21 protein-coding genes and 2 pseudogenes are annotated in these 25,949 nt (G+C 36.6%); 4 read left to right on the forward strand and 19 right to left on the reverse strand.

Features of this window, described 5'->3' with window-relative positions:
- Both METEV_RS07705 and METEV_RS07710 read left to right on the forward strand, forming a co-directional pair.
- Positions 1 to 486: a hypothetical protein gene (locus METEV_RS07705; protein WP_013194962.1), complete on the forward strand. Its 486-nt coding sequence runs from the start codon at positions 1 to 3 to the stop codon at positions 484 to 486.
- 34 nt (positions 487 to 520) lie between these two features.
- On the forward strand, positions 521 to 823 hold the full coding sequence (locus METEV_RS07710) for a DUF2098 family protein (RefSeq protein WP_013194963.1): 303 nt from the start codon (positions 521 to 523) through the stop codon (positions 821 to 823).
- A gap of 19 nt (positions 824 to 842) precedes the next feature.
- On the opposite strand, the gene METEV_RS07715 is transcribed toward METEV_RS07710, so the two are convergent.
- The 6 genes and pseudogenes from METEV_RS07715 to ftsZ all read right to left on the reverse strand — a co-directional run bounded on the left by METEV_RS07715 (position 843) and on the right by ftsZ (position 8,981).
- Positions 843 to 1,784: a nucleotidyltransferase domain-containing protein gene (locus tag METEV_RS07715; protein WP_013194964.1), complete on the reverse strand. Its 942-nt coding sequence runs from the start codon at positions 1,782 to 1,784 to the stop codon at positions 843 to 845.
- Between the two features lie 384 nt (positions 1,785 to 2,168).
- Positions 2,169 to 4,187, reverse strand: a complete 2,019-nt coding sequence (locus METEV_RS07720; RefSeq protein ID WP_013194965.1) for a sodium-translocating pyrophosphatase — start codon at positions 4,185 to 4,187, stop codon at positions 2,169 to 2,171.
- Between the two features lie 160 nt (positions 4,188 to 4,347).
- Positions 4,348 to 4,818 (reverse strand): hypothetical protein, encoded by a 471-nt coding sequence (locus METEV_RS07725; protein ID WP_013194966.1) that lies wholly within the window; start codon positions 4,816 to 4,818, stop codon positions 4,348 to 4,350.
- Positions 4,808 to 6,298 carry a dihydropteroate synthase-like protein gene (locus tag METEV_RS07730; RefSeq protein WP_013194967.1) on the reverse strand — a complete coding sequence of 497 codons (1,491 nt, stop codon included), beginning with the start codon at positions 6,296 to 6,298 and terminating at the stop codon, positions 4,808 to 4,810. The genes METEV_RS07725 and METEV_RS07730 overlap by 11 nt, the downstream gene beginning before the upstream one ends.
- 187 nt (positions 6,299 to 6,485) lie before the next feature.
- Positions 6,486 to 7,707, reverse strand: a pseudogene (locus METEV_RS07735) (RNA-guided endonuclease InsQ/TnpB family protein).
- Between the two features lie 113 nt (positions 7,708 to 7,820).
- Positions 7,821 to 8,981 (reverse strand): cell division protein FtsZ, encoded by a 1,161-nt coding sequence (ftsZ, locus tag METEV_RS07740; RefSeq protein WP_049891117.1) that lies wholly within the window; start codon positions 8,979 to 8,981, stop codon positions 7,821 to 7,823.
- Between the two features lie 528 nt (positions 8,982 to 9,509).
- On the opposite strand from ftsZ, the gene METEV_RS07745 reads away from it, so the two are divergent.
- On the forward strand, positions 9,510 to 9,896 hold the full coding sequence (locus tag METEV_RS07745) for a Mov34/MPN/PAD-1 family protein (RefSeq protein WP_013194969.1): 387 nt from the start codon (positions 9,510 to 9,512) through the stop codon (positions 9,894 to 9,896).
- A gap of 29 nt (positions 9,897 to 9,925) precedes the next feature.
- On the opposite strand, the pseudogene METEV_RS07750 reads toward METEV_RS07745, so the two are convergent.
- The 4 genes and pseudogenes from METEV_RS07750 to METEV_RS07765 all read right to left on the reverse strand — a co-directional run bounded on the left by METEV_RS07750 (position 9,926) and on the right by METEV_RS07765 (position 14,828).
- Positions 9,926 to 11,167: pseudogene (locus METEV_RS07750) on the reverse strand (RNA-guided endonuclease InsQ/TnpB family protein).
- A 128-nt stretch (positions 11,168 to 11,295) separates the two neighbouring features.
- Positions 11,296 to 12,135: a methanogenesis marker 8 protein gene (locus tag METEV_RS07755; RefSeq protein ID WP_013194970.1), complete on the reverse strand. Its 840-nt coding sequence runs from the start codon at positions 12,133 to 12,135 to the stop codon at positions 11,296 to 11,298.
- Between the two features lie 33 nt (positions 12,136 to 12,168).
- A complete protein-coding gene (locus METEV_RS07760) occupies positions 12,169 to 13,470 on the reverse strand; it encodes a phenylacetate--CoA ligase family protein (protein WP_013194971.1) in 1,302 nt (433 codons plus the stop codon).
- 77 nt (positions 13,471 to 13,547) lie between these two features.
- Complete coding sequence (locus tag METEV_RS07765) at positions 13,548 to 14,828, reverse strand: RNA-guided endonuclease InsQ/TnpB family protein (RefSeq protein ID WP_013194972.1); 1,281 nt, start codon at positions 14,826 to 14,828, stop codon at positions 13,548 to 13,550.
- A 486-nt stretch (positions 14,829 to 15,314) separates the two neighbouring features.
- Here METEV_RS07765 and METEV_RS07770 point away from each other — a divergent pair, with 486 nt between their 5' ends.
- The gene (locus METEV_RS07770; protein WP_013194973.1) at positions 15,315 to 16,610 is read left to right on the forward strand and encodes a gluzincin family metallopeptidase; all 1,296 of its coding nucleotides are present in this window, start codon (positions 15,315 to 15,317) and stop codon (positions 16,608 to 16,610) included.
- Between the two features lie 20 nt (positions 16,611 to 16,630).
- Here METEV_RS07770 and METEV_RS07775 read toward each other — a convergent pair whose 3' ends face one another.
- The 9 genes from METEV_RS07775 to METEV_RS07815 form a co-directional block, all read right to left on the reverse strand.
- A complete protein-coding gene (locus METEV_RS07775; RefSeq protein ID WP_013194974.1) occupies positions 16,631 to 16,873 on the reverse strand; it encodes a winged helix-turn-helix domain-containing protein in 243 nt (80 codons plus the stop codon).
- 148 nt (positions 16,874 to 17,021) lie between these two features.
- Positions 17,022 to 17,417 carry a hypothetical protein gene (locus METEV_RS07780; RefSeq protein WP_013194975.1) on the reverse strand — a complete coding sequence of 132 codons (396 nt, stop codon included), beginning with the start codon at positions 17,415 to 17,417 and terminating at the stop codon, positions 17,022 to 17,024.
- Positions 17,414 to 17,992, reverse strand: coding sequence for an archaeosortase B (gene artB, locus METEV_RS07785; protein WP_013194976.1), 579 nt, complete (start codon positions 17,990 to 17,992; stop codon positions 17,414 to 17,416). The genes METEV_RS07780 and artB overlap by 4 nt, the downstream gene beginning before the upstream one ends.
- A gap of 98 nt (positions 17,993 to 18,090) precedes the next feature.
- Positions 18,091 to 19,767, reverse strand: coding sequence for a DUF7507 domain-containing protein (locus tag METEV_RS07790; RefSeq protein WP_013194977.1), 1,677 nt, complete (start codon positions 19,765 to 19,767; stop codon positions 18,091 to 18,093).
- A gap of 205 nt (positions 19,768 to 19,972) precedes the next feature.
- A complete protein-coding gene (locus METEV_RS07795) occupies positions 19,973 to 20,692 on the reverse strand; it encodes a hypothetical protein (protein WP_013194978.1) in 720 nt (239 codons plus the stop codon).
- Between the two features lie 359 nt (positions 20,693 to 21,051).
- On the reverse strand, positions 21,052 to 22,548 hold the full coding sequence (locus METEV_RS07800) for a hypothetical protein (RefSeq protein ID WP_013194979.1): 1,497 nt from the start codon (positions 22,546 to 22,548) through the stop codon (positions 21,052 to 21,054).
- A 234-nt stretch (positions 22,549 to 22,782) separates the two neighbouring features.
- Positions 22,783 to 23,043 (reverse strand): winged helix-turn-helix domain-containing protein, encoded by a 261-nt coding sequence (locus METEV_RS07805; RefSeq protein WP_013194980.1) that lies wholly within the window; start codon positions 23,041 to 23,043, stop codon positions 22,783 to 22,785.
- A 138-nt stretch (positions 23,044 to 23,181) separates the two neighbouring features.
- Complete coding sequence (locus tag METEV_RS07810) at positions 23,182 to 23,862, reverse strand: hypothetical protein (protein ID WP_013194981.1); 681 nt, start codon at positions 23,860 to 23,862, stop codon at positions 23,182 to 23,184.
- Positions 23,863 to 23,934: 72 nt separating this feature from the next.
- Entirely contained in the window at positions 23,935 to 25,926 is a 1,992-nt protein-coding gene (locus METEV_RS07815) for a COG1361 family protein (protein WP_157197320.1), read from the reverse strand.
- Between the last annotated feature and the right edge of the window lie 23 nt (positions 25,927 to 25,949).

A 25,949-nucleotide genomic window follows, 5' to 3' on the forward strand; every position in this document is an offset into this window, starting at 1 on the left:
ATGGATAAAACAGAAGATATCACCTTAAAAGAAAATGAATTACTTTTTTTAAGTGGTGAGAATGGAACAGTAGCTGTAGTAAAAGCAGGTCATGAAGGGCAGTATTTTCTTGAAACTCAAAATGAAGAAATAATACTGGGACTTGAACCTCATGACCTGATAGTTGCATCTGCTTTCTCTACCGGTGATGTTATCAAAAAGGGTCTCAAGAGTATATTATACACTATCAGGGAATTGAAATCCCCCTTAGTAGTACTTCCAAAAAACCATCCGGCTTCAAAAAGAATGAAAGCCGCCGTATCTGCAGGAAATAAAACTTTTATAAGCTGTGATATAACACCAGGAACTCATCCGGAACAGGACATTGTCTGTGGTTCCACTGAATTTAATAACCTTGAAATCAGTGGTACATATAAAGGTGTACGGTTCTCTAAAACACCACAATGTGAAATATCAAAAGTATTATTTGACATCAATATCCAGTAAGTTTTATTAATAATATACTTAAAGGGGTCACAGTTTGACAGAGACAGAAAATGAGACAACAGTTAAAGCCACTGATATCAATGGTTCTTTAATAGAAATCGGTTCAACTGTCGGATACATAAATACCGGTACTGTCGGTAAAGTGGTTGATATAAAAGATGATGATGGTTTATGGGTGCTTATAGACGAAAAAGAATTGTATTACAAACCTGAATTATTGGAAATAACCGAAACTACTACTAAAAAAAGCAAGGAAAAACCTGCCGAGAAAAAGAAGCCGGGTGAAGAAGGAACAGAAGCCCCTGAAGATATATCACACATCACAGGCGGTGGATAATCAGCAGGTTGATATCAAATTAGATATAACCATTTTTTTCAAGAAGTGTAAGTGACCGTATCCATTCTCCTTTAGGCTCACGCGAGGTACCAACAACCAGACGTTTTGTATCTCCCAGATCTTCAACAACCCCCTGAGCTTCCATGATTTCTCCTTCAACCACCTGACCTGCATAGGTATGGGTATATGAAAATACATGGTCTATTGTATCGTGGTCTATCTCAAAAACGGCAGGATTGTCAAATGCAAATTCCGAGCTGGTTACAGGCGCTTCAATTTTCATTCTTTTTGTGTCCTCACCCCTTTGTAATGGCTGATATATTTGACTCCAGTCGCGCACAAAAAGCAGGTCAAAATACGTACCATCTACCATACCTCTGTTACCTTTTCTTTTTTCATGTAGTTTGAATTCATCAAAAGATATATCCGGTACGCGTTTATTGTAGATTTTCAACCACATTTCCTCGTTTATTTCTTGTATAGACCCACCCTTTGATTTTGCCCGGAATATTGCATCACGGGCATCAAACCATGAACTACCATAAACAATAAAATCAATATCTGATCCATCCTTTTCAAGACCGGGCAAAAGTGAACCGGTCACCCCCATTTTATCTCTCGGGATTCCAGCTTCATCCAGTGTTTCCACGATTGATGCAACTTTTTTGTTTGTCTTTACGAGTTCAGGTATACGTTCATCTGGATAAAGAACCTTTTTCAATTTATTTTTGGGGACTATGTGTACATCATTTACCCATAAAGGGCGATTGTCACGCATGAATTTAAAAGCGTCATTAAAATCGTATTTACTGTAACGGGTTCCATTCAGTTCACGGTCGCCGTTTTTATCAGGTACGTACCTGAGAATTGACCTTATACCGTTTGGATGAAAATAATCCGCCACTGCAAAAATCCAGTCATCTTCTGTTACTATAAAATCTCTAAGACGAGTTTTAACCATTGTATCAACCTGATAACAATTTCCTTTTTTACAATAAATATGATAAATGATGTTGAAACCAATAAAATAAAAATTTATACCTCTGCCATGTTGGTGGCAGTTATAACTGGGTAAATCTAATAGTACCTTTTTTGTTGAAAATGTAGAAAAAGTAGGGGACGAGCGGGTTGGGGAGTGGGGGTTTGTTGTAGGGGGAGTGTGGGTAAAAAAGTAGTCTTTGACCCGCTCGTTTCTAACCCTACCATAGTAATTTATGATATAAATATTTATCCCTTATCATCGTATTTTAAATAAAATTTGGCAAATGAAAACAAATGTTCATCATCCATTATTTTCAATATCTGGATATTATCAAAAAAAAGGTGGATGGTAAAAGCCATCCAGTTAGAAAATCCCAGCACCTATAAAGATGGCTGAGAAAAGAATGGATACCATATTTACAACCTTAATCAAAGCGTTAAGTGCCGGACCTGCCGTATCTTTGAATGGGTCTCCCACTGTATCCCCTACTACAGCTGCTTTATGGGCATCTGAACCTTTACCACCGTGTTCTCCGTCTTCAATCAGTTTTTTGGCATTGTCCCATGCACCTCCACCGTTGTCCATGGTCAGTGCAAGGAGAAATCCGGAAACAATGATACCCAACAAAAGACCCCCTAAAGCCAGAGGTCCTAGTACTAAACCTACAGCAAGGGGCACAACTACTGCCATTGCACCGGGTATAGCCATCTCACGGATGGCAGCCCTTGTTGCTATATCAACACATTCACTGTATCCGGGTTTCGCCGTCCCTTCAAGGATACCGGGAATTTCCCTGAATTGTCGGCGGACTTCATTTACAACTTCAAAAGCTGCTTTTCCAACTGCTCTCATGGTGACCGCACTGAATATAAATGGCAGCAATCCACCTATAAATAGTCCGACAAGCACTACAGGGTTATCAAGGCTTAAACTCCCTGCACTTAGGTCGACCTTGTGTCGGTAATCAGCAAACAATGCCAGTGCACCAAGTGCAGCCGAACCTATTGCATAACCCTTAGTAACTGCTTTTGTAGTATTACCGACTGCATCAAGTGCATCAGTAACGTTACGGACGTTTTCAGGTAAATCCGCCATTTCTGCTATACCACCAGCATTATCTGTAACCGGTCCAAATGAATCCATAGTTACAATCATACCGGTTGTTGAAAGCATTGCTGATGCTGCTATCGCAATACCATATAATCCTATTGCCGGTGCAGCAACCCCGCCAACAACAAAGTATGCGGCCAAGATACCTATTACAACAATTACTACTGGAAGTGCTGTACTTTCGAGTCCGATTGCAAGACCTGATATTACGTTTGTTCCTGCTCCTGTTTCGGACGATTTGGCTATAGTTTTTACAGGTCTGAAACTTGTTGAGGTATAGTATTCGGTAAATACAACCATAAGAACCATTATAACTATACCGACAAGAGCCGCGTAAAAGAATTCTATATCACCCATCAGGAAATCCGTTACAAAGTAAAATGCCACAATGGATAATATCGCTGAAAGGGCTACACCTTTATAAAGTGCTTTCATAATCTTTCCATCATCACCGACTTTTACAAAGAATATCGATATAATTGATGCAAAAATAGCCGTAGCTCCCAGTACAAGAGGATACAATATTGCATTTGGATAGGTTTCCAGAATTACTGAACCGAGCAACATTGCCGCAAGCACTGTTACAACATAGGTTTCAAAAAGGTCTGCACCCATACCTGCACAGTCACCGACGTTATCACCGACGTTATCAGCAATTACTGCTGCATTACGTGGGTCGTCTTCTGGAATACCTGCCTCTATTTTACCTACAAGGTCTCCACCGACATCAGCAGCCTTTGTATAAATACCTCCACCAACTCTGGCAAAAAGACTGATAAGACTTGCACCAAATCCAAAACCTATTACAAGGTTTACGTCTCCATAAATTATGTAAAAACCACTCACACCAAGTAGCGCAAGACCTACAACCGCCAGACCTGTGACAGCACCACCGCGGAATGCAATAGCCATTGCCTCTTTCAATCCCTGTGAAGCAGCATTGGTGGTTCTGACATTTGCTCTGACAGATACATTCATCCCCAAATACCCTGCAGCTGCAGAACTTAAAGCTCCTGCTATAAATCCGATTGTTATTTTACCACTGTCATCTCCAAGCAAAGCAAAAATCAGCAATGCAAGTACAATCGCAACAGCAGTAATAGTTTTATATTGACGGTTTAAATATGCCATTGCCCCTTCTTGTATAGCTCCTGCTATTTGCTGCATAGTTTCCGTTCCCGGGCTTTTTTTCATAATATTTTGTATAAAAAATGCAGAAAATACCAGGCTTACAATACCTGCAATAGGGGCTATATATATTAGGCTATCCATATTGCTATTCCTCTCCTTTTTGTTCTTTTAGATGTTAGGACATTAAATGTTAGTTGTAGTTAATGCAACCTATTACATAAAACCTATAGATTTTTTTCAAATATAAATCCAGTATCAAACTTGTATAAAGCAAGGTTTACGTATAATCCAATAATATAGATTATAACTGAGAGATTTCAAACGCTACCTCATCTGGTACTTGCATGTTAAATTCATAAATTTTATATTGTGATTTTCTAGCAATATCAATTGCATTCTTTTGATCTGAAGAAAGTTCACTGTTATCGCTTATTATACAGAAAAATTTTTCATCACCGTTCTTGACCATAAAATCAAAATGCTGAGCATATGATTCCAAGAACCCCATCAACTCTTTTAATTCATTCCATTTTTCACACATATGAATATTCTTGGTTGCTGAATTTGCAACATACCAGTCCCTGCTCATATAGGGGTAAGCATTGTACTGCTCATTCAGTTCATCATATGCTTTATAAATTTTATTTATTTCAGATTTTAAATTAATCCATTTCCAGTTCTGGTTTGTAAAATAGCGTGCCGCAACAATTTTCATTATTGATTCTTTATCTGTTTGTTCAAGTTTCACATTATCACCTGTATCAAAATTCATCGTCCTGTGAATAACTTCTGTTAAATTTAAGAGCCAGTTCAGCTTTTTTCAATTCCCGCCCCAGATAACCCGCATGTTCAAGAGTTGATACAAGTTCCATGTCAAGTATTGTATCAAGAATCTCATTTGCAGTTTTACCTACTATACAGGTTTTTTCATGCTCTACAACTATACATCTTTCAGAATAATTTAAATTTGTTGCAATTTTTATTCTAAAACACCCGACAGGATCAAGTTGCCATGAACCTGATTCCTTAGCCTGTAAAAAATTGTCCGGAACCGTAGAATCTGGATGTCTGCGTTTTTCTTTTAATACAAGCAAATCAAGGCCAAGGTCTTTTGGAGGTGTTTTTCGCTCTGAGGCAAGTGCCATCATATAAGATGATGTTTTTAATTCACTTATAGAGTCCTGTGTTTTATCACTAAGTTCAGGTGTAAAAAGTATACTTGCTCCAAGGTCGTTTGCAATTCCTGTAAGAGATGCATTAATACCCACTGAATCTGCATCTATTAGTTCTGTTACATTTCCTGCCCCGAAAAACAGAGGAACTTCCGGGTACATATCACAAACCTTTTTGTAACGGTTTATAGATTTATCTATACCATAACCTATTGAATCAAGCACAGGGTCTGCAATTACATGGGTTACCCCCATCTCCATCACAGATTTGATGTTTTTAATCAAGCTCTCTAACCTTCTATCCTCATCAACACCCACGTCAGGAATTACAACTGCGGAAACATCATTTTCAGCTACTTTGTATCCTACGTCTTCAATGTTGCTACCGTCAAGGCTTAAAACTATATCTATTCCAGAATCAAGTGCACTACTTATTAATTCCGAATCAAGTGTATCAATACTTAAAGGTACAGATGATATGCCCTTTGCGATTTCAACTGCATTTATTACCTCTTCAGGGGTTGCATCCATCGAAACCCCGATGTCAATAATGTCAGCACCTTTGTCTATAAAAGAAAGTATTCTATTTTTAAGCGTTAATCCGTCCATACCGGTTGCATTTACAACCTCTCCCATCACTTTCATACGGGAGTTGCCACCTATTTTTAACTCTCCTACCTTAAATGCAGAGGTCGAATTATCCTCGATATTCTGTATCTGTTCAATCGCTTTTTTGCGTCGCACATCAGATAATAATTCACAAGCAGGCTTTACTTTAGAAAATTTGAAGTTTTCTGCAGAAGGGATAACAAAATCCAAGTCATAGGCATGTTTGGGACCAAGGTATACACTGCATCCCATCTCCATTTCAACCTTTGTAAAATCACCAGATACAATACCCGGTACAAAAACAATATCATATTTGTCTTTCAATTTTCGTTTTTCCATTACCTGAAGCAATTTATTGGGTGTGATAAAAGCAGCAATATCTGTATCAAGTACCAGAACATCTGCCCCAGAGTTTACTGCATTTTTTACAGTTTGTTCTGCAAGATATCCTGTGACTACTAAGATTTTCATATGCTTTTGTAGGCTGGTCTTGTATTAAAAACTTTATAAAAAATAGAGATACAGAATCCAATTTCAATTTGGAATTGAAACTGGGTGAACTACCGCTGAGCTAAAGACTCAGCGGCTTTGAGAGAAGTTTACCAGGAAAGCCTTACTCTTTAAATCAAAGATTTAAAGATATTTGTAAATTTTCAATTTACAAAGTTCTCTCCGGGGAGTTCACGTCCCCACTATCGGTTATCCCTGTAAGGGAATCACCGATTACCTTTTTCAAGATGTTCAATGCTCCATTGATATCGGCATTGATCAGTCTACCTATTGACGACTGGAAGATGCCTCTTTTAGGTCTTTTACCGAGATACTTTTTATGTTTTTTGATGGGTTCCAACGTCAGTGCATCAACCTTGCTAGTGTAAGCTTCATCTACTTCGTGATACTTTATACCGTGGTATTCGCATTTAGAAACTAATTTCTGTTTGAACTTGGCAAACGGTATCGTCTGGAAGTTTTGGGTGTTTTTTTTACCGATGTTCTGCTCCTGTTTAATCTCTTTCATCTCTCCAATCATAATATTACCGATTTGATTTTCCAGACAGTGTTTAACGATATGATTGACACACTGGTTCATGAAATCATTTATCTTCCAGAATCTTTTATTAGAGAATCTATCCAGCTTGATACCATTATCTACATCCTGTTTATCGTAGACTGACTGCAACCTGCTCTTCTCCTTGTTCCACCAGCGGTTGTAAGATTTGATACACCTGCCATCTAATATGAATGCAGTCCCGCTGGTCGTTACACAGGTTGCAAAATTGTCCACACCAAGATCTATCGATAGATGACTATTGTAATCAAGTTCAGCTATCTCCCCTTCTTCATGATAGACAAATTCTATCTCAAACCATCTACCCTTGTATTTCGGGACAATCCTGACCTGATTGATGTATTGACCTATTATGTTGTCAGGTATCTTGAAATACAGATATTTGATCCCATAAGTCCTGTAATAATCTAAACCCATAGATAATCTGATTTTATCGTCGATAACCTTCAGTTGATCTTTCTTGAATGTACAGATGAAGTTGTCGTCTTTATCCAGATACTTTGGAAGGGACTGGTTTCTCATATTCTCCTTTTCTTTTCTTATCCAGAAGTTTGAAGAACGATTTCATACCACCATCTACAGTTTCTATGGTATTCTGGGCAACCTGAGATGGCATTAATCTGTAATTTTCGTTCTCTTTAACCGTGTGATAAGCAGTATTCTTATTGAGATATTTCCCGTAGTTGAAGAAATACTGTCTAATTGTGTACAATGTGAAATTGTACAAGTTCTTGGACAGTTTGGTCAACCTCTTCAAAGTTTCATAGGTCTGCTTATCAGCACGGAGATGATTCTTCTGGGTCAGATACATACATTATACAATCGTTTAGCAAACTGCTTATATTTTTTTGACTATTTATCATACCACGATGCTAAAGACATCGTGGTTTTCTTCATCTTTATAAAGTCTGGGTATAGATTTTATTAATTAATTATGTCTATAATGGAACCATTGTCATTTTTATTTGGACCGGCTGTGTTCCGTTTCGGGTTGCTACCACTGGTAGAAGCTCTGTTTGGTTCTTTCTTTTCCACTATATTTGGATCGTATTCATTGGGTCCAAGTATCTGTGAAGATTGCACACCAGTCATTATAGCCATAACACGGACTTTTCCTTCAAAATCATCCCGTATCCTTGCACCCCATATTACATTGGCATCGGGTGAAAGTTCATAGGTTAGAGATCCAGCTATTTCTTCGGCTTCTTTTAGACTTAAATCAGGTCCGCCTGTTATGTGTACAAGACTTCCTGTTGCACCTCTGTAATCAACATCCAACAATGGATGGTTTAATGCAGAACGTACAACATCGTCGCTCTTGTTCTGGTTCTTGCTATCAGCAAACAACATTACTGCTACTCCACCACAACCCATAATCGACCTTATATCAGCATAATCCAGATTGATGAGGGAAGGTTGGGTGATTGTTTCTGTAATTCCTTTGACGGTTTCTGATATCAATTGATCCATAACTGAAAAAGCCTGATCAATTGGCAGGTTTGGTACATATTCAAGTAACCTGTTGTTGTCGAGAACGATAACTGTATCTCCTGCACGTCTGAGTTCTTCAAGTCCTTCTTCGGATTTCACAGTTCTTGCTCTTTCAACTCTGAAAGGACTGGATACCATTCCTACTACAATCGCTCCCTGCTCTTTTGCAATATCTGCTACTACAGGTGCTACACCTGTACCGGTGCCTCCACCCATACCTGCAGTTACAAATACAAGGTCAGAATCTTTGAATACCTCTTCAAGTGTACCGCGTGCAAGTTCTGCTGCTTTCTTACCCATTTCCGGGTATCCACCAGCACCCAGTCCACGTGTCAGGGTTTTACCGACCAATATCTTCTTGTCAGCATGTACGTTATCCAAATGTTGTTTATCTGTATTTATTGCTACGGTTTCTGCACCTTCAATACCGATGTTATATAAACGGTTCACAGTATTGTTACCAGCACCACCACATCCTACAATAGTGATTCTGGGCATCCCAAAACCTTCAAAATCATCTTCCGATTCTATCGATTCACTTTCTGATGTTTCTTTTTCTTTTTGTTTTAACGCTTCCTGTACCAAAGATTGCAAATTCATCCCCTCTCTTAGATTATGAAGCCTATTCGTTTTTTACTGTTAGCTGTCATTCCTCTATACCACTATAATCATCATTATCATGATAGTTACACATATCATGAATCATTCTTATAGATTATATATGAATACTGTTTTTATAACATATTATATTATTTTATCGCTTTTATTCAGATATAGTCATATTTGTAAATAACTTATAAATAAGTATATGACTATAGCCTGGTTAAATTGTCAGTATATAGACGTATATAAGGTTATCGCAAATCTAATTCAGGATAAAAATTACAAATTTTATACTTATCACTATCAATCAAACTTATAATTAAATGATACTAATTACATATATTAATGTTGCATATAAAATTTACTGATAAGTTTTTAAAGTATAAACCTGTGAAAGATATAATTTAGAATAAATTTAATATACCAGAAAACATGTAAAAATTTATAAAAACAATAAAATAGATTTAATAGATTCCTTTCAATCAAAATAATATAGAGTAAAAAACATAGTCCTATATTATGGAGATTAAAGGAATTGAACGTGATGCCCTCAATTTTATTTTAAAAGTAAGTGAATCCACTGCTCCTCTTGAATTTGCTGGACTTTTACATGTAGATAATGGAATTATTACAGAGGTCATCATACTCCCGGGTACTGAATCAAGCAACCGTAGTGCTATCATGAAACTGTTTATGATGCCAAATGTTAAATCAGTGGGGTCTGTCCACAGCCATCCATCACCAAATATTAAACCATCAAAAGCAGACCTTCAAATGTTCTCAAAAACCGGTTCTCATCATATAATTGTAGGTGAACCGTTTGATGAGGACAGCTGGAGATGTTATGACAGGAACGGATATGTACAGAATCTTCCAGTTCTGGAATCGGAAGTGAACGACCGCTAATCTAAAGACTCAACGGCTTCGGAAGAAGTTTACCTTGAAAGTCTTATTCTCTCAGGGGAGTTCACGTCCCCACTATCGACTATCCCTGTAAGGGAATCGCCGATTACCTTTCTCAAGATATTCAATGCACCGTTGATATCGGCATTAATCAGTCTACCTGTAGATGACTGGAAGATACCTCGTTTCGGTCTCCTCCCGAGATATTTCTTATGTTTTTTGATGGATTCTAAAGCCAGTGCATCAACCTTGCTGGTGTAAGCTTCGTCTACTTCATGGTATTTTATACCGTGATACTCGCATTTAGAAGCCAATTTCTGTTTAAACCTCGCGAATGGTATAGTCTGGAAGTTTTGATTATTTTCTTTACCGATGTTCTGTTCCTGTTTTATCTCTTTCAGTTCTCCGATAACTATATTACCAATCCTATTCTCCAGACAGTGTTTCACAATATAGTTAACAAACTGGTTCATGAAATCGTTCATCTTCCAGAACCTTTTATTCGAGAACTGGCTTATCTTAATTCCATCATCAAGATTCTGTTTATCGTAGACCGACTGCAACCTGCTCTTCTCCTTATTCCACCAGCGGTTGTAAGATTTGATAACCCTGCCGTCTAATATGAAGGCTGTCCCACTGGTCGTCACGCAGGTTGCAAAGTTGTCTACTCCAAGATCTATCGATAGATGGCTGTTATAATCCAGATTAGCCATCTCTCCGTCTTCATGATAGACATATTCAATTTCGAACCATTTTCCCTTATACTTCGGGATAATCCTGACTTCTTTAATGTATTTTCCTAAAATATTGTCAGGTATCTTGAAATACAGGAATCTGGTTCCATAGGTTCTGCGATACTCAGGACCTAAAGACAGTCTGATTTTGTCATCGATAACCTTTAAATGATCTTTCTTGAAAGTACATATGAAGTTACCATCTTTATCCAGATATTTTGGGAGGGAAACTGGTTTTTCATATTCACCCTTTCTTTTCTTATCCAGAAGCTTAAAGAACGATTTCATACTCCTATCCACAGTTTCCACAGTTTCCACAGTATTCTGGGCGACTTAAGATGGCAGTAAGCTGTAATTCTCGTTCTCCTTAAACGTGTGATAAGCAGTATTTTTATTGAGATATCTACCGTAGTTGAAGAAATACTGCCTGATAGTGTACAATGTGAAATTGTACAGGTTCTTGGACAGCTTGGTCAACCTCTTCAAGGTTTCATACGTCTGCTTATCAGCACGAAGATGGTTCTTCTGGGTTAGATACATGCATTATACAATCATTTAGCAAAATACTTATCTTTTTTTGACTGCTTCCTATACCCCGGTGCTAAATACATCAGGGATTTCTCAACCTTTATAAAAAATGATGATATAGTATAAACCATCTAATAATTTTATTTTGGCTGTTTCTCTTCTGGAAGTTCTGGTAATTCAGTAGTATTAACAAGTATTGGCTTTTCTACTTCTTTGGCACGCTCAAGCATAATTTCTTTACCCCTTTGTGTGATTCCAAAGAGCGGTACTGCAGTTCCCACCTGCACCAAAGGTTTGATGACATCACGGATGTTTTTCGATGCGCAGGCTGTTGTTATATCCAGATATTCTATAAGTTGCAGTGCTTTATCTCTCTCGATTCCGGTTATATGAACCCCTATAAGGATTAATTCAAGTCCAAGTTCTGATTCCAAATCTCTGAGCTTTTTAGCTTCATCAACACCAGGAACTGTTACTGCAATTCTTTTATATCCAAGCTCATGTGCTTTCCTAACTCCCTCTATAGGATCAATTTTTGCAGTGTACGGGTCAAGAACAACACCATCACTTTTCTGTATTCTTTCAATCAGACCTTCTATAGGTTCAGTTTCTACCAACCCGGAAATCCTTGCTCCCATTCCTTGTACAAGTTTAGGGTTACTGGTTATTACTGTACCTGCACCATCGCAGACTGTAACTGTGCTATCCAAGACATTTCTTCTGAGACCGGTCATCATTATTTCCGATGCACCAAAGCCCACAAACACTTCCTGTTCAATCTCTCTTTTGTCAGTAAACATGCCAAAATCATTAATCCTGAATTCCATGTTTTTTTTGACATCTTCAGGTGTTATTTTTTTGATACCATGAACCTTATCAAAAATGGGACACCAGCTTATTACCGGCTCACTAACATCCACTACTTTACCATCTTTTACCGTTACTTTGGTTTTACCCAACATTTCCATTTTATGTGGCATATAATCCCTATTGTTAAATAATCAATATAGTGTTTAAAGTCCATTACGCCTGTCTATTATCCTCTGTGATTTACCAGAAGTTCTGGGGATTGAACCTTTTTCTACAAGTTCAACATTTGTCCGTATGTTTAAGATAGATTTTAATTCATTTTCAACATGTTTTCTGACAGCAGATAGATCTTGAAGTTCTCCTGTAAACGCATCATCTTCCAGTTCAACCCTGACTGTAATTTCATCCAGTTTATTTTGGCTTCTATCAAGAACCACCTGGAACTGGTCGGTGATTTCTGATATATCCGCTATGACATTTTCTATCTGGGATGGGAATATATTGATACCTCTAACAATCAACATGTCATCGGCTCTGCCGAGCACTCTGGATATACGAGGTGTTGTTCTACCACAGCCACATTCACTTTCAAGCAGACGGGTGATATCTCCTGTTCGGTATCTTATAAGTGGTAAAGCCTCTTTTGTAAGTGATGTCAACACGAGTTCACCTTTTTCACCTTCTGAAACCTGTTCTCCGTTCTCATCCAGTACTTCTACAAAGAAATGGTCACCCCAGACATGCAATCCGTCCTGCTCTTCACATTCAAACGCCACACCCGGACCCATCATTTCAGAAAGACCGTATGAATCGTAGGCACTTATATTAAGTGCATCCTCCAGTTGTCTGCGGGTATTTGACGACCAGGGTTCACCACCGAAACATCCAGTTTTCAATGACAGTTTATCAAGCATATCCATCTGTTCAGCGGTTTCTGCAAGATAAAGTGCATAAGATGGTGTGCAATGGATTGCAGTAACCCCATAATCAACCATCATCTCAAGTTGTCTGGCAGTGTTACCAGTTCCACTGGGTACAGTCATGGCACCAAGCTTCTCGATTCCATAATGATATCCAAGTCCACCTGTAAAAAGACCGTAATTTACAGAATTTTGAAATACATCATCATCACGAACACCGGCCATTACCAAGTTCCTTGCCATTATATTGGACCATGTGTCGATATCATTGGTCGTGTAACCTACAACAGTAGGTTTTCCGCCTGTACCAGAAGAAGCGTGTATCCGCACAATATCTTTTTTTGGAACTGCAAAAAGTCCAAAAGGATAAGTATCACGAAGGTCTTTTTTTATCGTCATTGGCAGTTTCTGTAATGAATCCAGTGATTTTACATCATCAGGACCTATTCCAAGCTGGTCAAATCTATCCTTAGAGGATGGTACATTGTTATAAACCTGTGAAACTGTCCTTTTCAATCTTTTAAACTGCAGGTCTCTGAGTTCTTCTGGTGCCATTGTTTCATATTTTGGCTGCCAGTATTTCATCAATAAAAATCTCCGTATATGTTTTTTTGTTCTAAATATGTTGGATGATAGACATCAATGTTTGAACTACACCACGCTTACACATGGAAATTCCTACGAGTGTTCATATCATCCATTGGATGTATTTTATAAACATCGAATGTCAATAAACCTGTTTGTCGTAGATTACAGGCGAATTGCCTGTAGCCTGTCCAAATGGCATTCTGTGATAGGTAACTGATCATGATATTTATCGCACTGTTTCTATCTCTATCGATCTCATTACCACAATCACATGATAGGTTACGTTTGTAGAGAGGCATATCGTGTACCTTACCGCAAACGTAACAGATTTTTGAAGTGTAACTTTCATCAATTTTTGTTAATTGTTTACCTGCAAATTCTGATTTGTAGGTCAAAAATTCGATGAAACGTGATATGTATCCGTTGTTCTGTGTGGAACGGTTCAAGGATTTCTGTCGGGATTTTGGTAGCTTTTTTGAGTTTTTCATGTTCTTGACATCTAGATCTCCCACAATTATAGTGTTTGATCTGGTATTCTCGGCCATTTTCCTGGATAATTTGTGCTGCCAATCTTTAATCTGATTATTTTTCTTTTTAGTCATCACTCGTATCGCATCATTTATCCTGAACCATCTGCGGCTGTATTTTTTGCAGTGGTCTCTCCTTGATTTTGCATGGTTTATCTTTTTGTCCCAATATTTGTCAAACCGTGGGTTTGTGATTTCAAGGATTTTTCCATCAGTGTTTACAGCAGTGATGGTTTTTGTAATACCTATATCAATTGCTTGATATTTTTCGTTGTCTTTGTAATTCGTTTGTGGAAATGTTTCATAAACTACTGATACGAAGAAATCACCTTTGCCTTTGTATGGCTCGGAATTGAAAATTTCGGTGTGTTTTACGTCATAATTTTCGAGTTCTTGTGGAATATCGAAAGAAAGAGGTCTATTATTATATTTATGGCTGAATGTTACTTTTCCATTTTCTATTTTGAATCCACTCTGGTTATATGGAATAGTGAAAAAATACACGCTTTTCTTGAATCTAGGTGGTTTTGCATTCTTATCACCGTTTTTTCTTAATCCAAAAAACGATTTGTAGTTTGCATCCAATTTTTGCAGTACACCCTGACAGGTCTTTGAATAAAGTGAATAAATAGATGGATATTGGTCTTTTAATGATGGGAGATTGTCCTGTTGATGGCTATATTTTATACTTTTACGTTTATGCATCCATGCTTCTTTCCTTTCAGACAACGATAAGTTGTAAAGCAAGGTGCATTGTTTTGATAAGCTCCAGAGTACATCCAATTGTTCATTGGTCGGTTTTATCTTATATTTCTTTGTCAGAAGCACTTTTTACACCTTGATTACCTATATATCTAATATTAGAGAGTTTTATCAGAATAGGATTTCTACAGAACCATCTATATTTCTTTTTGATATAAATGTAGACATAAATAGTTTTAAAGTTTTTCCTTTTAAATTTTAATTAAATAGACGTTTTTATCTACCCTTTTAGCTGTCAGAAATTACCTAATTTCTACTAATTGGTTACTATGCCGAACACTTATAGGAAGAGAAGGATTTACACCTTCATGTTAAATGATTTGTTATTGGATAACACATTACTGTTCAGTTAATGGAACATATTAATTTACTTTAGATATTTACTATTTCTAAGCATAACGATTTAGATTTGTAAATTATATTAAAGATTGTTTTAACTGAACAGTAACAGACAACACACCATTATTAAATTGTTTATGGTGTTTATGTCGATAACTTCAATTTGTGTCTACATAACCCTTAGATACATGTTCACAAAATTTGATACATGAAATGAAAAATATAAAAAAGAAGATATTTTTTAGATGTCTTTTTTCATTTATAGTTGTTGCAATGTTTATCACACCCGTGTCAGCAGGTTGGAATGAAACAAATAAAGAAATTGAAAGCTTTTATAAGTTAAATCCTGACGAAAAAATAGTGAATGTTTTTAAAAAGATACATTTTACAAATTATGATTCTGATACAAAATACTGGCAGGGATATTACAGCCACCTGCACCATAAAATACCGGAAAATGCTATAAATGTAGATATGTGGAACAGTAAAAATCAGAAAATAAAAATCCAGAATTCTTCACATAATGATTTTTATGTCTCTGATTTAAACCAAAAAATATGGTATGGCCAAAGTTGTAATTTATACTTGGAATACGCTATACCAATAAACAAAAACACTGCTGATTTTAAATTATACGAAAATGCAGACATTATCAATGCGACCGTTATCGTACCTGATGATTATGAAACGTATATTGATAAATCCGAATATACTGTAAAACATTCCAGTAACATTGATATGTATAAATTTAAAGGAATAAAGAATCAACTGGAATGTTCAATTGATGCTGTTAATCTTACAGATTATAAGGTATTAAATAAATCGGTAAGCCTTGGTAATAAAAATGTAGGATTAAAAATAAAATACTGGAAAGGTGAAAATCATTGGGCTAATGAAACAATGGATTTGGCAATAAAAGCACTCCCCATACTGGAAGAAAAATGGGGATTTACCTATCCAAAAGACCACAATATCACTATAACCCAATCTACTGAAAATAAAACTTCGGGTTATGGCGGTATAAACAAAGGTGAAGATGGAATATTACTTTTACATACTGCAGATAAATACATACTCATCCATGAACTGGCTCATTACTGGACACAAAAATGTGGTTTTGAATATATATGGATGGATGAAGGATATGCTGATTTATACACATACCTTGTTTTGAACCGTCTCGATTCAAATGATGCACTTGAGAGAAAAGAAGATTTTATCAAACAGTACAAATCCATGAAACAATCCAAAAACCTAAAATTATCTGAATGGTCGGTTCCTGATTCAATCGGTTCAGAAAACTTTGACCGGGTAGATTATGGATATAAAAAATCATTTGTTCTACTTTACAATATATATAAAAAAATAGGAATTAATTCAATGAAACAAGCCAATCAGAGATTTTTAAATTCAGACAATATCGGAAACAAGGAATTTAAACATATTATACAAACTGTTTCTGATAAAAATTTGGAAAGCGAATGGAAATTACTCCATTCTAATGTCTGATAATCAAATGGTTTAAATAATTATTTTAATTCCAGACCCTTGGCAAGTTCCTGATATTCCTTCCCTTTATCAGTCGTCACAAAAATATTCTCTTGCTGTTTTATCAGTTCTTTTTGTTTCAACATATCCAGATACTTGTTGGTTATGTTAGAATTTAGGTTTGCTCCATATACTATTTCGGTTTTTTTTGCTCCATTTGATGCGATTTTTAAAATATCCAATGTAATGTCTATTCTACTTCTTCTAATGTTAACTACCCCCATCAATATTAACTATACTTTTATAGAAGCTGATATCCTCTATGGATTGGTTAAGAGAAACAATATTTCATATTACTGTTTCTTAACCCCCATACATAACTGAGTTATGATTGTATATAAAGATTTTTAATTATTATATTTTTAGTAGTGGTTACATATTATTATCGTTGTCAAGTTTAAGATCATTATAGGTAAAACCATACCAGAGTAAAAATGGGAATGCAGCTCTTCCTATAGCATAGATGTTGAACATTTCTCCCGCATAATCTAAAAAAGTAAACTGCAGACCTATAATTACAAGGTTAAAAGCAAATATAGCTGCAGTTCCTATCCCCAAAAGCTTTACCATTTTGCGTTTATCAATCGGTGTAGCAAATACAAGTGCAAAGAATGGTACAAGGTTTATAGGCAGATAAAAAGTAAAAAAATCCCTCGCATTTAGTGCATTATCAGGTGATGAAAGGTAGGATTGTATTGCAGGGATTCCCAGTATGAACATAATTGTCAAAAAAAGGAAGAATTTTCCTATAAATACCAGCAATCTCATCGTTTCACCACTTTTTCAATCCATAATAATGTAACAAGGACTATTATAAGTATAAGGGTCACCTGCCACAGGTAGTAATGGACATAATCAAATATAGCGGGATACCATACCCCCACAAAAGCAAGACATACAAGCCGAACCATGTTTATACTGAGTATCGCCGGTACTCCGAAAGCAATACCATATATCTTTTTGTCAAAAGTTGTTGAATAAGCAAGAACACATCCTGAATATACCAGAAGTTCATAAATTCCTGTACACTCATCTATAACTTTCAAAGATATTGTTTCCAGATGGATTACAGAACCAAACACACTATTTTGAATCCCAAACATTCCAAGTATGGCTGAAAGACCATCTGCAGTTATATTTCGGAAAAATTCAAGGTCATCTTTAAATGTGATATACAATAATGTAAAAATCCCGATATAAAATATATATAATCCAGCAAATTTGAGGATACTTTTGTTATTTGTTATCTTGTCTGTAAGTTTTTGCTTAAAAGACGTTTCAGAAGCGATTTTTTTGTCCTTTATTGCACTCTTTTGATTTTTTTTTGCACGTTTTTTTGCCATTTGCGACAAAACCCCCACTTAAATGGCAATATGTAAAATCTGGTATATTAATTTATGTCATCAATAAAGAAAAAAAGAAAGGTTGGTTGGAATTAATTTTAATCACGGCGCTTAAGACCTACAATTCCAATCAATCCAAGTGCACCTATAAGACCCATTAAGCTTGTTGGTGTCAGGGCTGGTACACCATTTGGTGGTTTACAGTAGTAATGACTTGGGTCTGTGTCCTCTACAGATTCACCTGTTATAACACCAGTACCGTTGGTTGTCGCTGTGTTTTCATAAGGATTGTCCTCTGTAAAGTTACAATCAGCAGTTCCTGTCATTTCATATACCCATGTTTCTCCGATGTTTAATATATCATCACCATCTCCTTTATCTACAATCGCAGTTTCTGGAAGGGTTCCTAATTTGTCATCGGTTACTTGAACATTTTGCAAATCATCAGACCCATTATTATGAACTTCATAAGTCCAAGTTACTGTACTTTCGTTGGATACTTTTGGACCTGGACCTGTATCAGCATTTTCACCATTTGTGTACTTTTCGATATCAATTCCTGGTGTAGGTTCTTGACATTTGTAATGACTTGGGTCTGTGTCATTAACTTCACCAAAAGGTGATATTGCATTAACTGTTCCAATGTTTTCATAGGTATAAACGCTCCCTTCAGGACATTCTTCTACAGTTCCAGATGCTGTATATGTCCATGTTTCACCTGGTGAAAGTATATCATCATTTCCATCATCGCTTGTCTCATCAAGCACAGGTGTTACACCTTTATCATCTGTAACAGTAACATTGGCTAAATCAAATGGAACCGTTCCATTATTTGTCACTTCATATTTCCATTCGACTGTTTGACCAGCACTGTTAAAGAACGGTACATCCGGATCAGCTGAATTATCTGCCTGTTGCCAATCTCCACCCATATCTTTTGTGAATTTCTCTATATCTATCTGTGGGTTTGGAATTTCAAAGAATACTACACCTGAGTCTTCACCGACCTGCGGGTCACCGTTTGAACCTGCTCCAACCTGTATCGCAAGTTTTGAACCTGGATTTACATCGTAAAATTTACTAAAGTTTTCAACTTTGATTTCATAAACTGATTTGGGTAGTGTATCATCTCCTATTTGACGGAAATTCTGATAGGAGAATTTTGCTGATACATTATCATAATCCAGTCCCACATCAGTATCTATTATATTCCAATCATTATCGCTTATCTGTATCAGAGAGTAGTCCTGATAATCACCGTTTTTTACTTGATAAAATGCGATACTCCATGACTCTTGAGTGCTCAAACCGAATCCTGCTGGTCCAACATCTCCACCTGAATCTCCTGCTGACGACTCTGTAGTTACATCTCCATTACCATCATGGTCCCCAGGAATACCATAAACTTCTGTCATACCATACAAGGTATCCGTTGATTGATTATAATGCCCGTAAACTTTGTATAAATCCGAACCACTAGAATTTCCATTCAAAGCCATTGACTCAGCATAACTAGACCCTGAATCATTCTTTGGGTCTACTGCATTATAATCTCCAGTATCCGCTTGAAGTGTACCCTGCATAATCTCTAATCTATCTCCCAGATTGTTTATATCATATTCTGAGGCAGCTGTAGCATTATTCGTTTGACCAAATGCCCAGTTTTCATCCCACTCCCCAGATGTTTTATTACCATCTACGGTTATTGCGGAAGCAGCAGAAATTGACATTAAAATTGCCATCAATCCTGCAAATAATACCATTAATCTTTTCATAATTTCCATCTCCCTTTATTTAGTTTTATACTATACCCCATAGTAGTTATTATGAGTCATTATAATGTACAATCTAAAATCATATAATTGGCTACGAAACTTAGTTTAGAATTTGGATTTAGTAAATTAGTTAAAATCTGTTAAAAATTATAAATTAAATCAGAGATTAAATTTTGGTAGAAGAAAAATAGTGAATGAACCCGATTTAAGGTTCACATGTTAGTTTATTTTCGGAATTTTTATATTGGGAAGACTTATCATAGGAAACATCGTCAAAATTATTACTTTGTTTATTATCGGTTAACAACTTATCAACCAGTTGTACAGATTTAACATTGATTTTTGTCTTTTTACCCTTGTCTGATTTTTCCATACTCATATAGTCACTGATGCTGCGGCATACCCCTGTTTTTTTGTCTCCTGGTATATAATCATCAAGGAATACTACACATCCCTGATAACCGAGTTTCTCAACCACGTAATCCAGTGCATATCCTACTCCGTAATAGCATCCTACACCAGGGAAGAAGTATTTGTACCCTTCTTCTCGTTTTTTTATCAACCAGGGAAAGAGGTTTGAATCCTTGTCAATTATGAATACTCTGTCTTTTGTAAAACCGTGTTTTATAAGAACATCCACCATATTACCCAGTGTACACGGAACTTTGCATTTGTAACCGTCCAGTTTCAGGCATTTTTGATTTTTTCGCCCATTAATAGAATCAGAAACAGGACATTCATAATCGTCTTTTGGTTTTGCACAGTAAGGGAGAAATGCTATTGCTTTGTCTATCTCATCAACCATTTTGTTGAGATTCAAATCAGGAGGATACATGGCAGCATTTCTATCTTTAAACAACTGGTTGCCTTCACTCAATTTACATTTTCTCTCAACCAGTTTTTTGTTTATTGAATAGGGTATCAATGCATATAATACCTCAAATGCATCTATCGTTTTCGTGTTCTTACCTCCAATACCGCTTTATTCGTTTTTGAACCAGACAATTAAATTATAAATTTACTTTTGATAAATATAATATTAATTATTATACTTATATTATAATAGTTTTATACAATTTGAACAAATACTAAAATATTGTGGAGGAGATTTCCACAATATACCTCTTTTATGTGTTCAGTAAATCAAATTACTATTATAATAGAGAGTTGAAGTAAAAACACATATAATAATAAGAAATACAGATTAGAAAAAATGTTACAGAAAGAAATATTTAAGATACCAATATCCAATTAAAATTAAATGGGTCGAAATTGACCCATCTGTTAATTTGTAGAATATCCGAATCCATGTAAAGTTCCATCTTCTTTTATAGTAACCCAATATCCATAGCACTTGCTCATTTTGTAATCATAATTAACAGTATCATATAGAGGTGTACCGTTTATATACGGACCTGTCACTGTTTCATATTTGTTTTTTATGGATGGATTGAGTGTGTCTGCTATGGTACGTCTGTCCTGCGTTCCAGTATAACCTACTGCATAGGTATTGCCCGCTTCAACTGCCATGCTGGCTGGAGGTGCTAATTTATCTGATGGTTTTAATCTTGATTCGGATATTACCTGTACACCTTCGCAATCATCAGATACTACTACCTGATAAGCTCTGAGTGGTTCAAGTTCAGATGCTGGTTCCCACATTTCTGCACTTGCATTCCAGTAGGATACTGCTGTGTAGTTAACATCACTAAACACATGGTCTACTGAAGAATTATTCAGTGCATATGGTACAGATACCATGTTCCGAGCACCTGGATACAGCACAATCCCATCAGGGTGTACTACGTCAAGCTCTGTATCTCCACAAATCTGACATTGCTTAGTATCACCATCATTCAGAGTTCCATTGAATTTGCAGTTGTCTTTTGTGTATGGTTCAACAGTCATTGGTGCTTTTAGAGTATATTTGAACCTTGTAGATTTTTCAAGTTTGAATGTAATTTTATTTCCATTTAGAATTACATTTGATTCCGGGATTGTTGAACCAACATATTTGAAATCGTCAGGTACAGTTTCAGTAATACTTGAATTTCTTACTCCTGTGACGTTAACAGTAGCATTGAACTCTTCATCAATTATAACTTCTTCCGGAAGATTTCGCTCTGCTGATGGTTCTCCTGATATTACTGAGAGATTGATATTAATCGTACTACCTGGACTTGCATTGTTAAGTTTTTCAAGACTTTTAGTATTTAGCTGTGTAGTTATATCACTGACATTAAATATAATACCTTCATAATTATCTTTGTTTAAAAGTTGGATTTCATAATCTCCCTGTGTTTTTACAGTTGAGTTCCCGATTAAACTATTATTAAGTTTTGCTAATATATTGGTACCAGCTGGAGCTGGATTGCCATTAATCTCCACATTACCTTTAACCGTAACTGGTGGTTGTTCAACTGAAAGATTCACATATACTGCCTTTGTAGGATCGGCATCATTAAGATTTGTGATTGTATCTGAATCTGGATTATACTCTATCCCTGCAACATTAAATGTTATACCAGTATAATCATCCATTTTAAGAAAGTGGAGTTCATATTCTCCTTCTTTTTCAATCGTTGATTTGGCGATTAATTCACCATCTAATTTTGCTGTTATCTGTGTCCCTTCAGGAGCCGGTTCATCGTTTATCTCTACATCACCCTTTACAATCAATGGTGGTTCTGGCGGCTGTTCAGCAGTAGCTGTAAATGACACCAATGATAACAGTATAATCAATTGTATAGCTATCACAGTTTTTATACAAATTTTTCTCATTGACATACCCCCATAAAAACTTTAAGGTTTTATCATCCCCTATTCAATTTTTTAAATTATTAATAAGGCTAAGAAATAATGTTAAGGATGTTAGATACGTACAAACAATGAAAAACTTATATCTAACAAAAATAAAAAAGAGTTTGAAAGTTATAAAGTAGTTGGTAAACTGGTTAATAGTATAAGTAGTAAGAACAATAATATATTTGGTTAATATAATTAGTATATACAGTGTTATAACTTCAAGTCTCTTGCTCGTTCCTGGAATTTTTTACCTTTTTCGGTTGTAACGTAAAGGTCGCCCTCTTTTTCAATCAGTCCCTTTTCTTCCAGCATGTCGAGATATTTGTTGATAATATCAAAATTGAGATTTGCACTGTATACAAGGTGTGTCTTTTTTGCTCCATCTATTGCAGCATTTAATATTTCCTCACTGATATCGATTCTACTTCTTCTTTTTATAGTACCACATCCCCTACTCTTTAAATATCCCAAACTCTTCTTTTAACTGGACATTCCTGCTAACTCCTGTTTAAAGTTCTTGAAACCATCATGTTTAGCCATTATAAGAGTTAAGTAGGGGAAATTCATCTTTTCAGTTTTTGATTAGGTTTTTATCCCCCCACTTTTCAATTACTTCTTCATTTTATACCCTACTGCTGCAATAATACCAACTATTATAATGGCTCCTACTACCATCAGTGAAATATTTGATGTACCTTCAGGTTCTGGTGCTGTTGATTCCTGTGATTCAGCACCATCGTTTGTTCCTGTGCTTGCATCAGGATTGTTGTCGCCTGCAGTAGTTTCTCTTGTTTCTGAATCAGTTCCTGTGCCGGCAGTGTTATCATCATTTTGATTATCATTTGTGGTGCTGGATGATGTTCCCCCCATACTTCCACCGCTCACAGATAATTCGGTGTCTTGGTTCTCAGTATTCTGGTCAGAACTTGATTGTGTTACAGAAAGATCCAGATATGTAGCTTTGGTTGGATCTGCATTGTTAAGTTCATCTGCTATTTCTGAATCAGGCTGTGATTCTGTTCCATCGACTGTAAATGTTATACCGGTATAATCATCCTTTTTAAGAAGGTGAAGTTCATATTCTTCCGGTTTTTCAACTGTTGATTTGGCGATTAATTCACCATCCAACTTTGCTGTTACCTGTGTCCCTTCTGGTGCAGGCTCATCATTTATCTCTACATCACCCTTTACAATCAATGGTGGTTCTGGCGGCTGCTCGGCAGCAACTGTAAATGATACCAATGATAACAGCAATACTAATGCTATTGTTAATGATTTAATTATTTTCAATATTATCCCCCTTTCTTAATCTCCTTGGAAATAATAAAAAGATGGGTTTTAGAACCCACCATGCTTTTTTGTTTATTCCATTGAATAGCCGAATCCGTTCAATGTTCCATCTTCATTTACAGAGACCCAGTAACCGTAGTACTGGCTCATTTTCATGTCATAGTCGGTGGTACTGAATACAGGTGTTCCATTTAGATATGGTCCCTGTATAATACCATATTTACCTTCTATGGATGGATTAAGTGTATCGGCTATTGAACGGCAGTCCTGTGTTCCAGTGTAACCTACGGCGTACCAGTTACCTGCTTCTACAGACATACTGGCAGGTGAAACAAGTTCTTCAGATGGTTCGAACTTGTCTTCTATAATCTGTGTACCTTCGTAGTCACCTGGTATGAGTACTCGGTAGGCTTTGAGTGGTTCAAGTTCAGATACTTTTTCCCACATACCTGCACTTGCATTCCAGTGGGAAACTGCTGTGTAGTTGACGTCACTGAACACATAATCTACTGAAGAGTTATCCAGTGCATAGGGCACAGACACCATGTTCTGCATGCCTGGATACAGTACCATTCCATCTGGATGCATTACATCAAGTTTCATGTCTCCACCGACGGTTGCTGTGTCACTGTTGGATACAGTACCATCGAACATGTAGGTCTGTGATCCATCACACGGTCTAACATCCATTGGTGCCATCAGTGTGTACTCAAAGCTTGAGGTTTCACTGAGGTTGAATGTTACATTGCAGTCACCGGACATATCTACAGCTTCTGCTGGTAGACTTGTACTGACACATTCAAATCCTTCAGGTATCATTTCGGTAACAGTACCGTTCTGTGCTTCTTCAGATACATCGATGGATACAGTGAAATCACTACCGATGTCAGCCTTGTCTGGCAGGTCTCTGGTTGCTGACACATCTGTTTCACTAACTGTTGCGCTCATATCACCTTTAATCATTGTTTCTGATTGACCAGTGGTCAAGATATAGGTTCCATCGAAATTGTAGGTAGTTCCATCTGTGGCGCTATTTGGTACCTCTACATCATAAGTGTAGGTGGTACTGGATACCCCACTAAATTCTACCCATTTTATATGACCTGCTTCTGCTGTATTACCTGTACCAGAATCTGTAAGCGTTAGTCCAGATGGAATCATTTCATCTATGATTATACGGTCATCAGGGTTGTTCACATTGAGTGTCACTGTTATGGTATCACCTGGTGACACTGTCTGTGATGACAAATCCCTGCTGACATTCATTGGTTCTTCTGCACCGTTACCGTTTGTGGTAACTGTTACCTGCTGTTCACCCATAATGGATGTTTCCGATGCTCCACTGGTCAAGATATAAGTTCCATCAAAGTTGTAAGTACCACTAGCACTCATAGGAACCTCTATATCATAGGTTTTAGTTGTACTGGATACTTCACTAAATTCTACCCATTTAACATGACCTGTTTCTGAGGTGTTGCCATCAGTATTAGTTATCGACCATCCAGACGGAAACATTTCATCTATGATTATACGGTCATCAGGGTTGTTTACATTAAGTGTCACTGTTATGGTATCACCTGGTGACACTGTCTGTGATGACAAATCCCTGCTGACATTCATTGGTTCTTCTGCACCGTTACCGTTTGTGGTAACTGTTACCTGCTGTTCACCCATAATGGATGTTTCCGATGCTCCACTGGTCAAGATATAGGTTCCATCGAAATTGTAGGTAGTTCCATCCGTAGCGCTCATTGGTACCTCTACATCATAAGTGTAGGTGGTACTGGATACCCCACTAAATTCTACCCATTTTATATGACCTGCTTCTGCTGTATTACCTGTACCAGAATCTGTAAGCGTTAATCCAGATGGAATCATTTCATCTATGATTATACGATCATCAGGGTTGTTCACATTGAGTGTCACTGTTATGGTATCACCTGGTGACACTGTCTGTGATGACAAATCCCTGCTGACGTCTTGTGCAGCAGCAGCAGATGTCAAAGATATTGCCATTATTAGCAATAAAGCTGTAATTCCTATTATTTTTAACATCTTTTTCACTTTTATACCCCCTAAATAGGAAA

Source organism: Methanohalobium evestigatum Z-7303 (genome assembly GCF_000196655.1).
Classification (GTDB): Archaea; Halobacteriota; Methanosarcinia; order Methanosarcinales; family Methanosarcinaceae; genus Methanohalobium; species Methanohalobium evestigatum.

Excerpts from the sequence above, each read along its gene's own strand:
- METEV_RS07705 (WP_013194962.1), top strand. The coding sequence starts at position 1 with ATGGATAAAACAGAAGATATCACCTTAAAAGAAAATGAATTACTTTTT.
- METEV_RS07715 (WP_013194964.1), bottom strand. The coding sequence starts at position 1,784 with ATGGTTAAAACTCGTCTTAGAGATTTTATAGTAACAGAAGATGACTGG.
- METEV_RS07720 (WP_013194965.1), bottom strand. The coding sequence starts at position 4,187 with ATGGATAGCCTAATATATATAGCCCCTATTGCAGGTATTGTAAGCCTG.
- METEV_RS07725 (WP_013194966.1), bottom strand. The coding sequence starts at position 4,818 with ATGAATTTTGATACAGGTGATAATGTGAAACTTGAACAAACAGATAAA.
- METEV_RS07730 (WP_013194967.1), bottom strand. The coding sequence starts at position 6,298 with ATGAAAATCTTAGTAGTCACAGGATATCTTGCAGAACAAACTGTAAAA.
- METEV_RS07745 (WP_013194969.1), top strand. The coding sequence starts at position 9,510 with ATGGAGATTAAAGGAATTGAACGTGATGCCCTCAATTTTATTTTAAAA.
- METEV_RS07755 (WP_013194970.1), bottom strand. The coding sequence starts at position 12,135 with ATGCCACATAAAATGGAAATGTTGGGTAAAACCAAAGTAACGGTAAAA.
- METEV_RS07760 (WP_013194971.1), bottom strand. The coding sequence starts at position 13,470 with ATGAAATACTGGCAGCCAAAATATGAAACAATGGCACCAGAAGAACTC.
- METEV_RS07770 (WP_013194973.1), top strand. The coding sequence starts at position 15,315 with ATGAAAAATATAAAAAAGAAGATATTTTTTAGATGTCTTTTTTCATTT.
- METEV_RS07775 (WP_013194974.1), bottom strand. The coding sequence starts at position 16,873 with ATGGGGGTAGTTAACATTAGAAGAAGTAGAATAGACATTACATTGGAT.
- METEV_RS07780 (WP_013194975.1), bottom strand. The coding sequence starts at position 17,417 with ATGAGATTGCTGGTATTTATAGGAAAATTCTTCCTTTTTTTGACAATT.
- artB (WP_013194976.1), bottom strand. The coding sequence starts at position 17,992 with ATGGCAAAAAAACGTGCAAAAAAAAATCAAAAGAGTGCAATAAAGGAC.
- METEV_RS07790 (WP_013194977.1), bottom strand. The coding sequence starts at position 19,767 with ATGAAAAGATTAATGGTATTATTTGCAGGATTGATGGCAATTTTAATG.
- METEV_RS07800 (WP_013194979.1), bottom strand. The coding sequence starts at position 22,548 with ATGAGAAAAATTTGTATAAAAACTGTGATAGCTATACAATTGATTATA.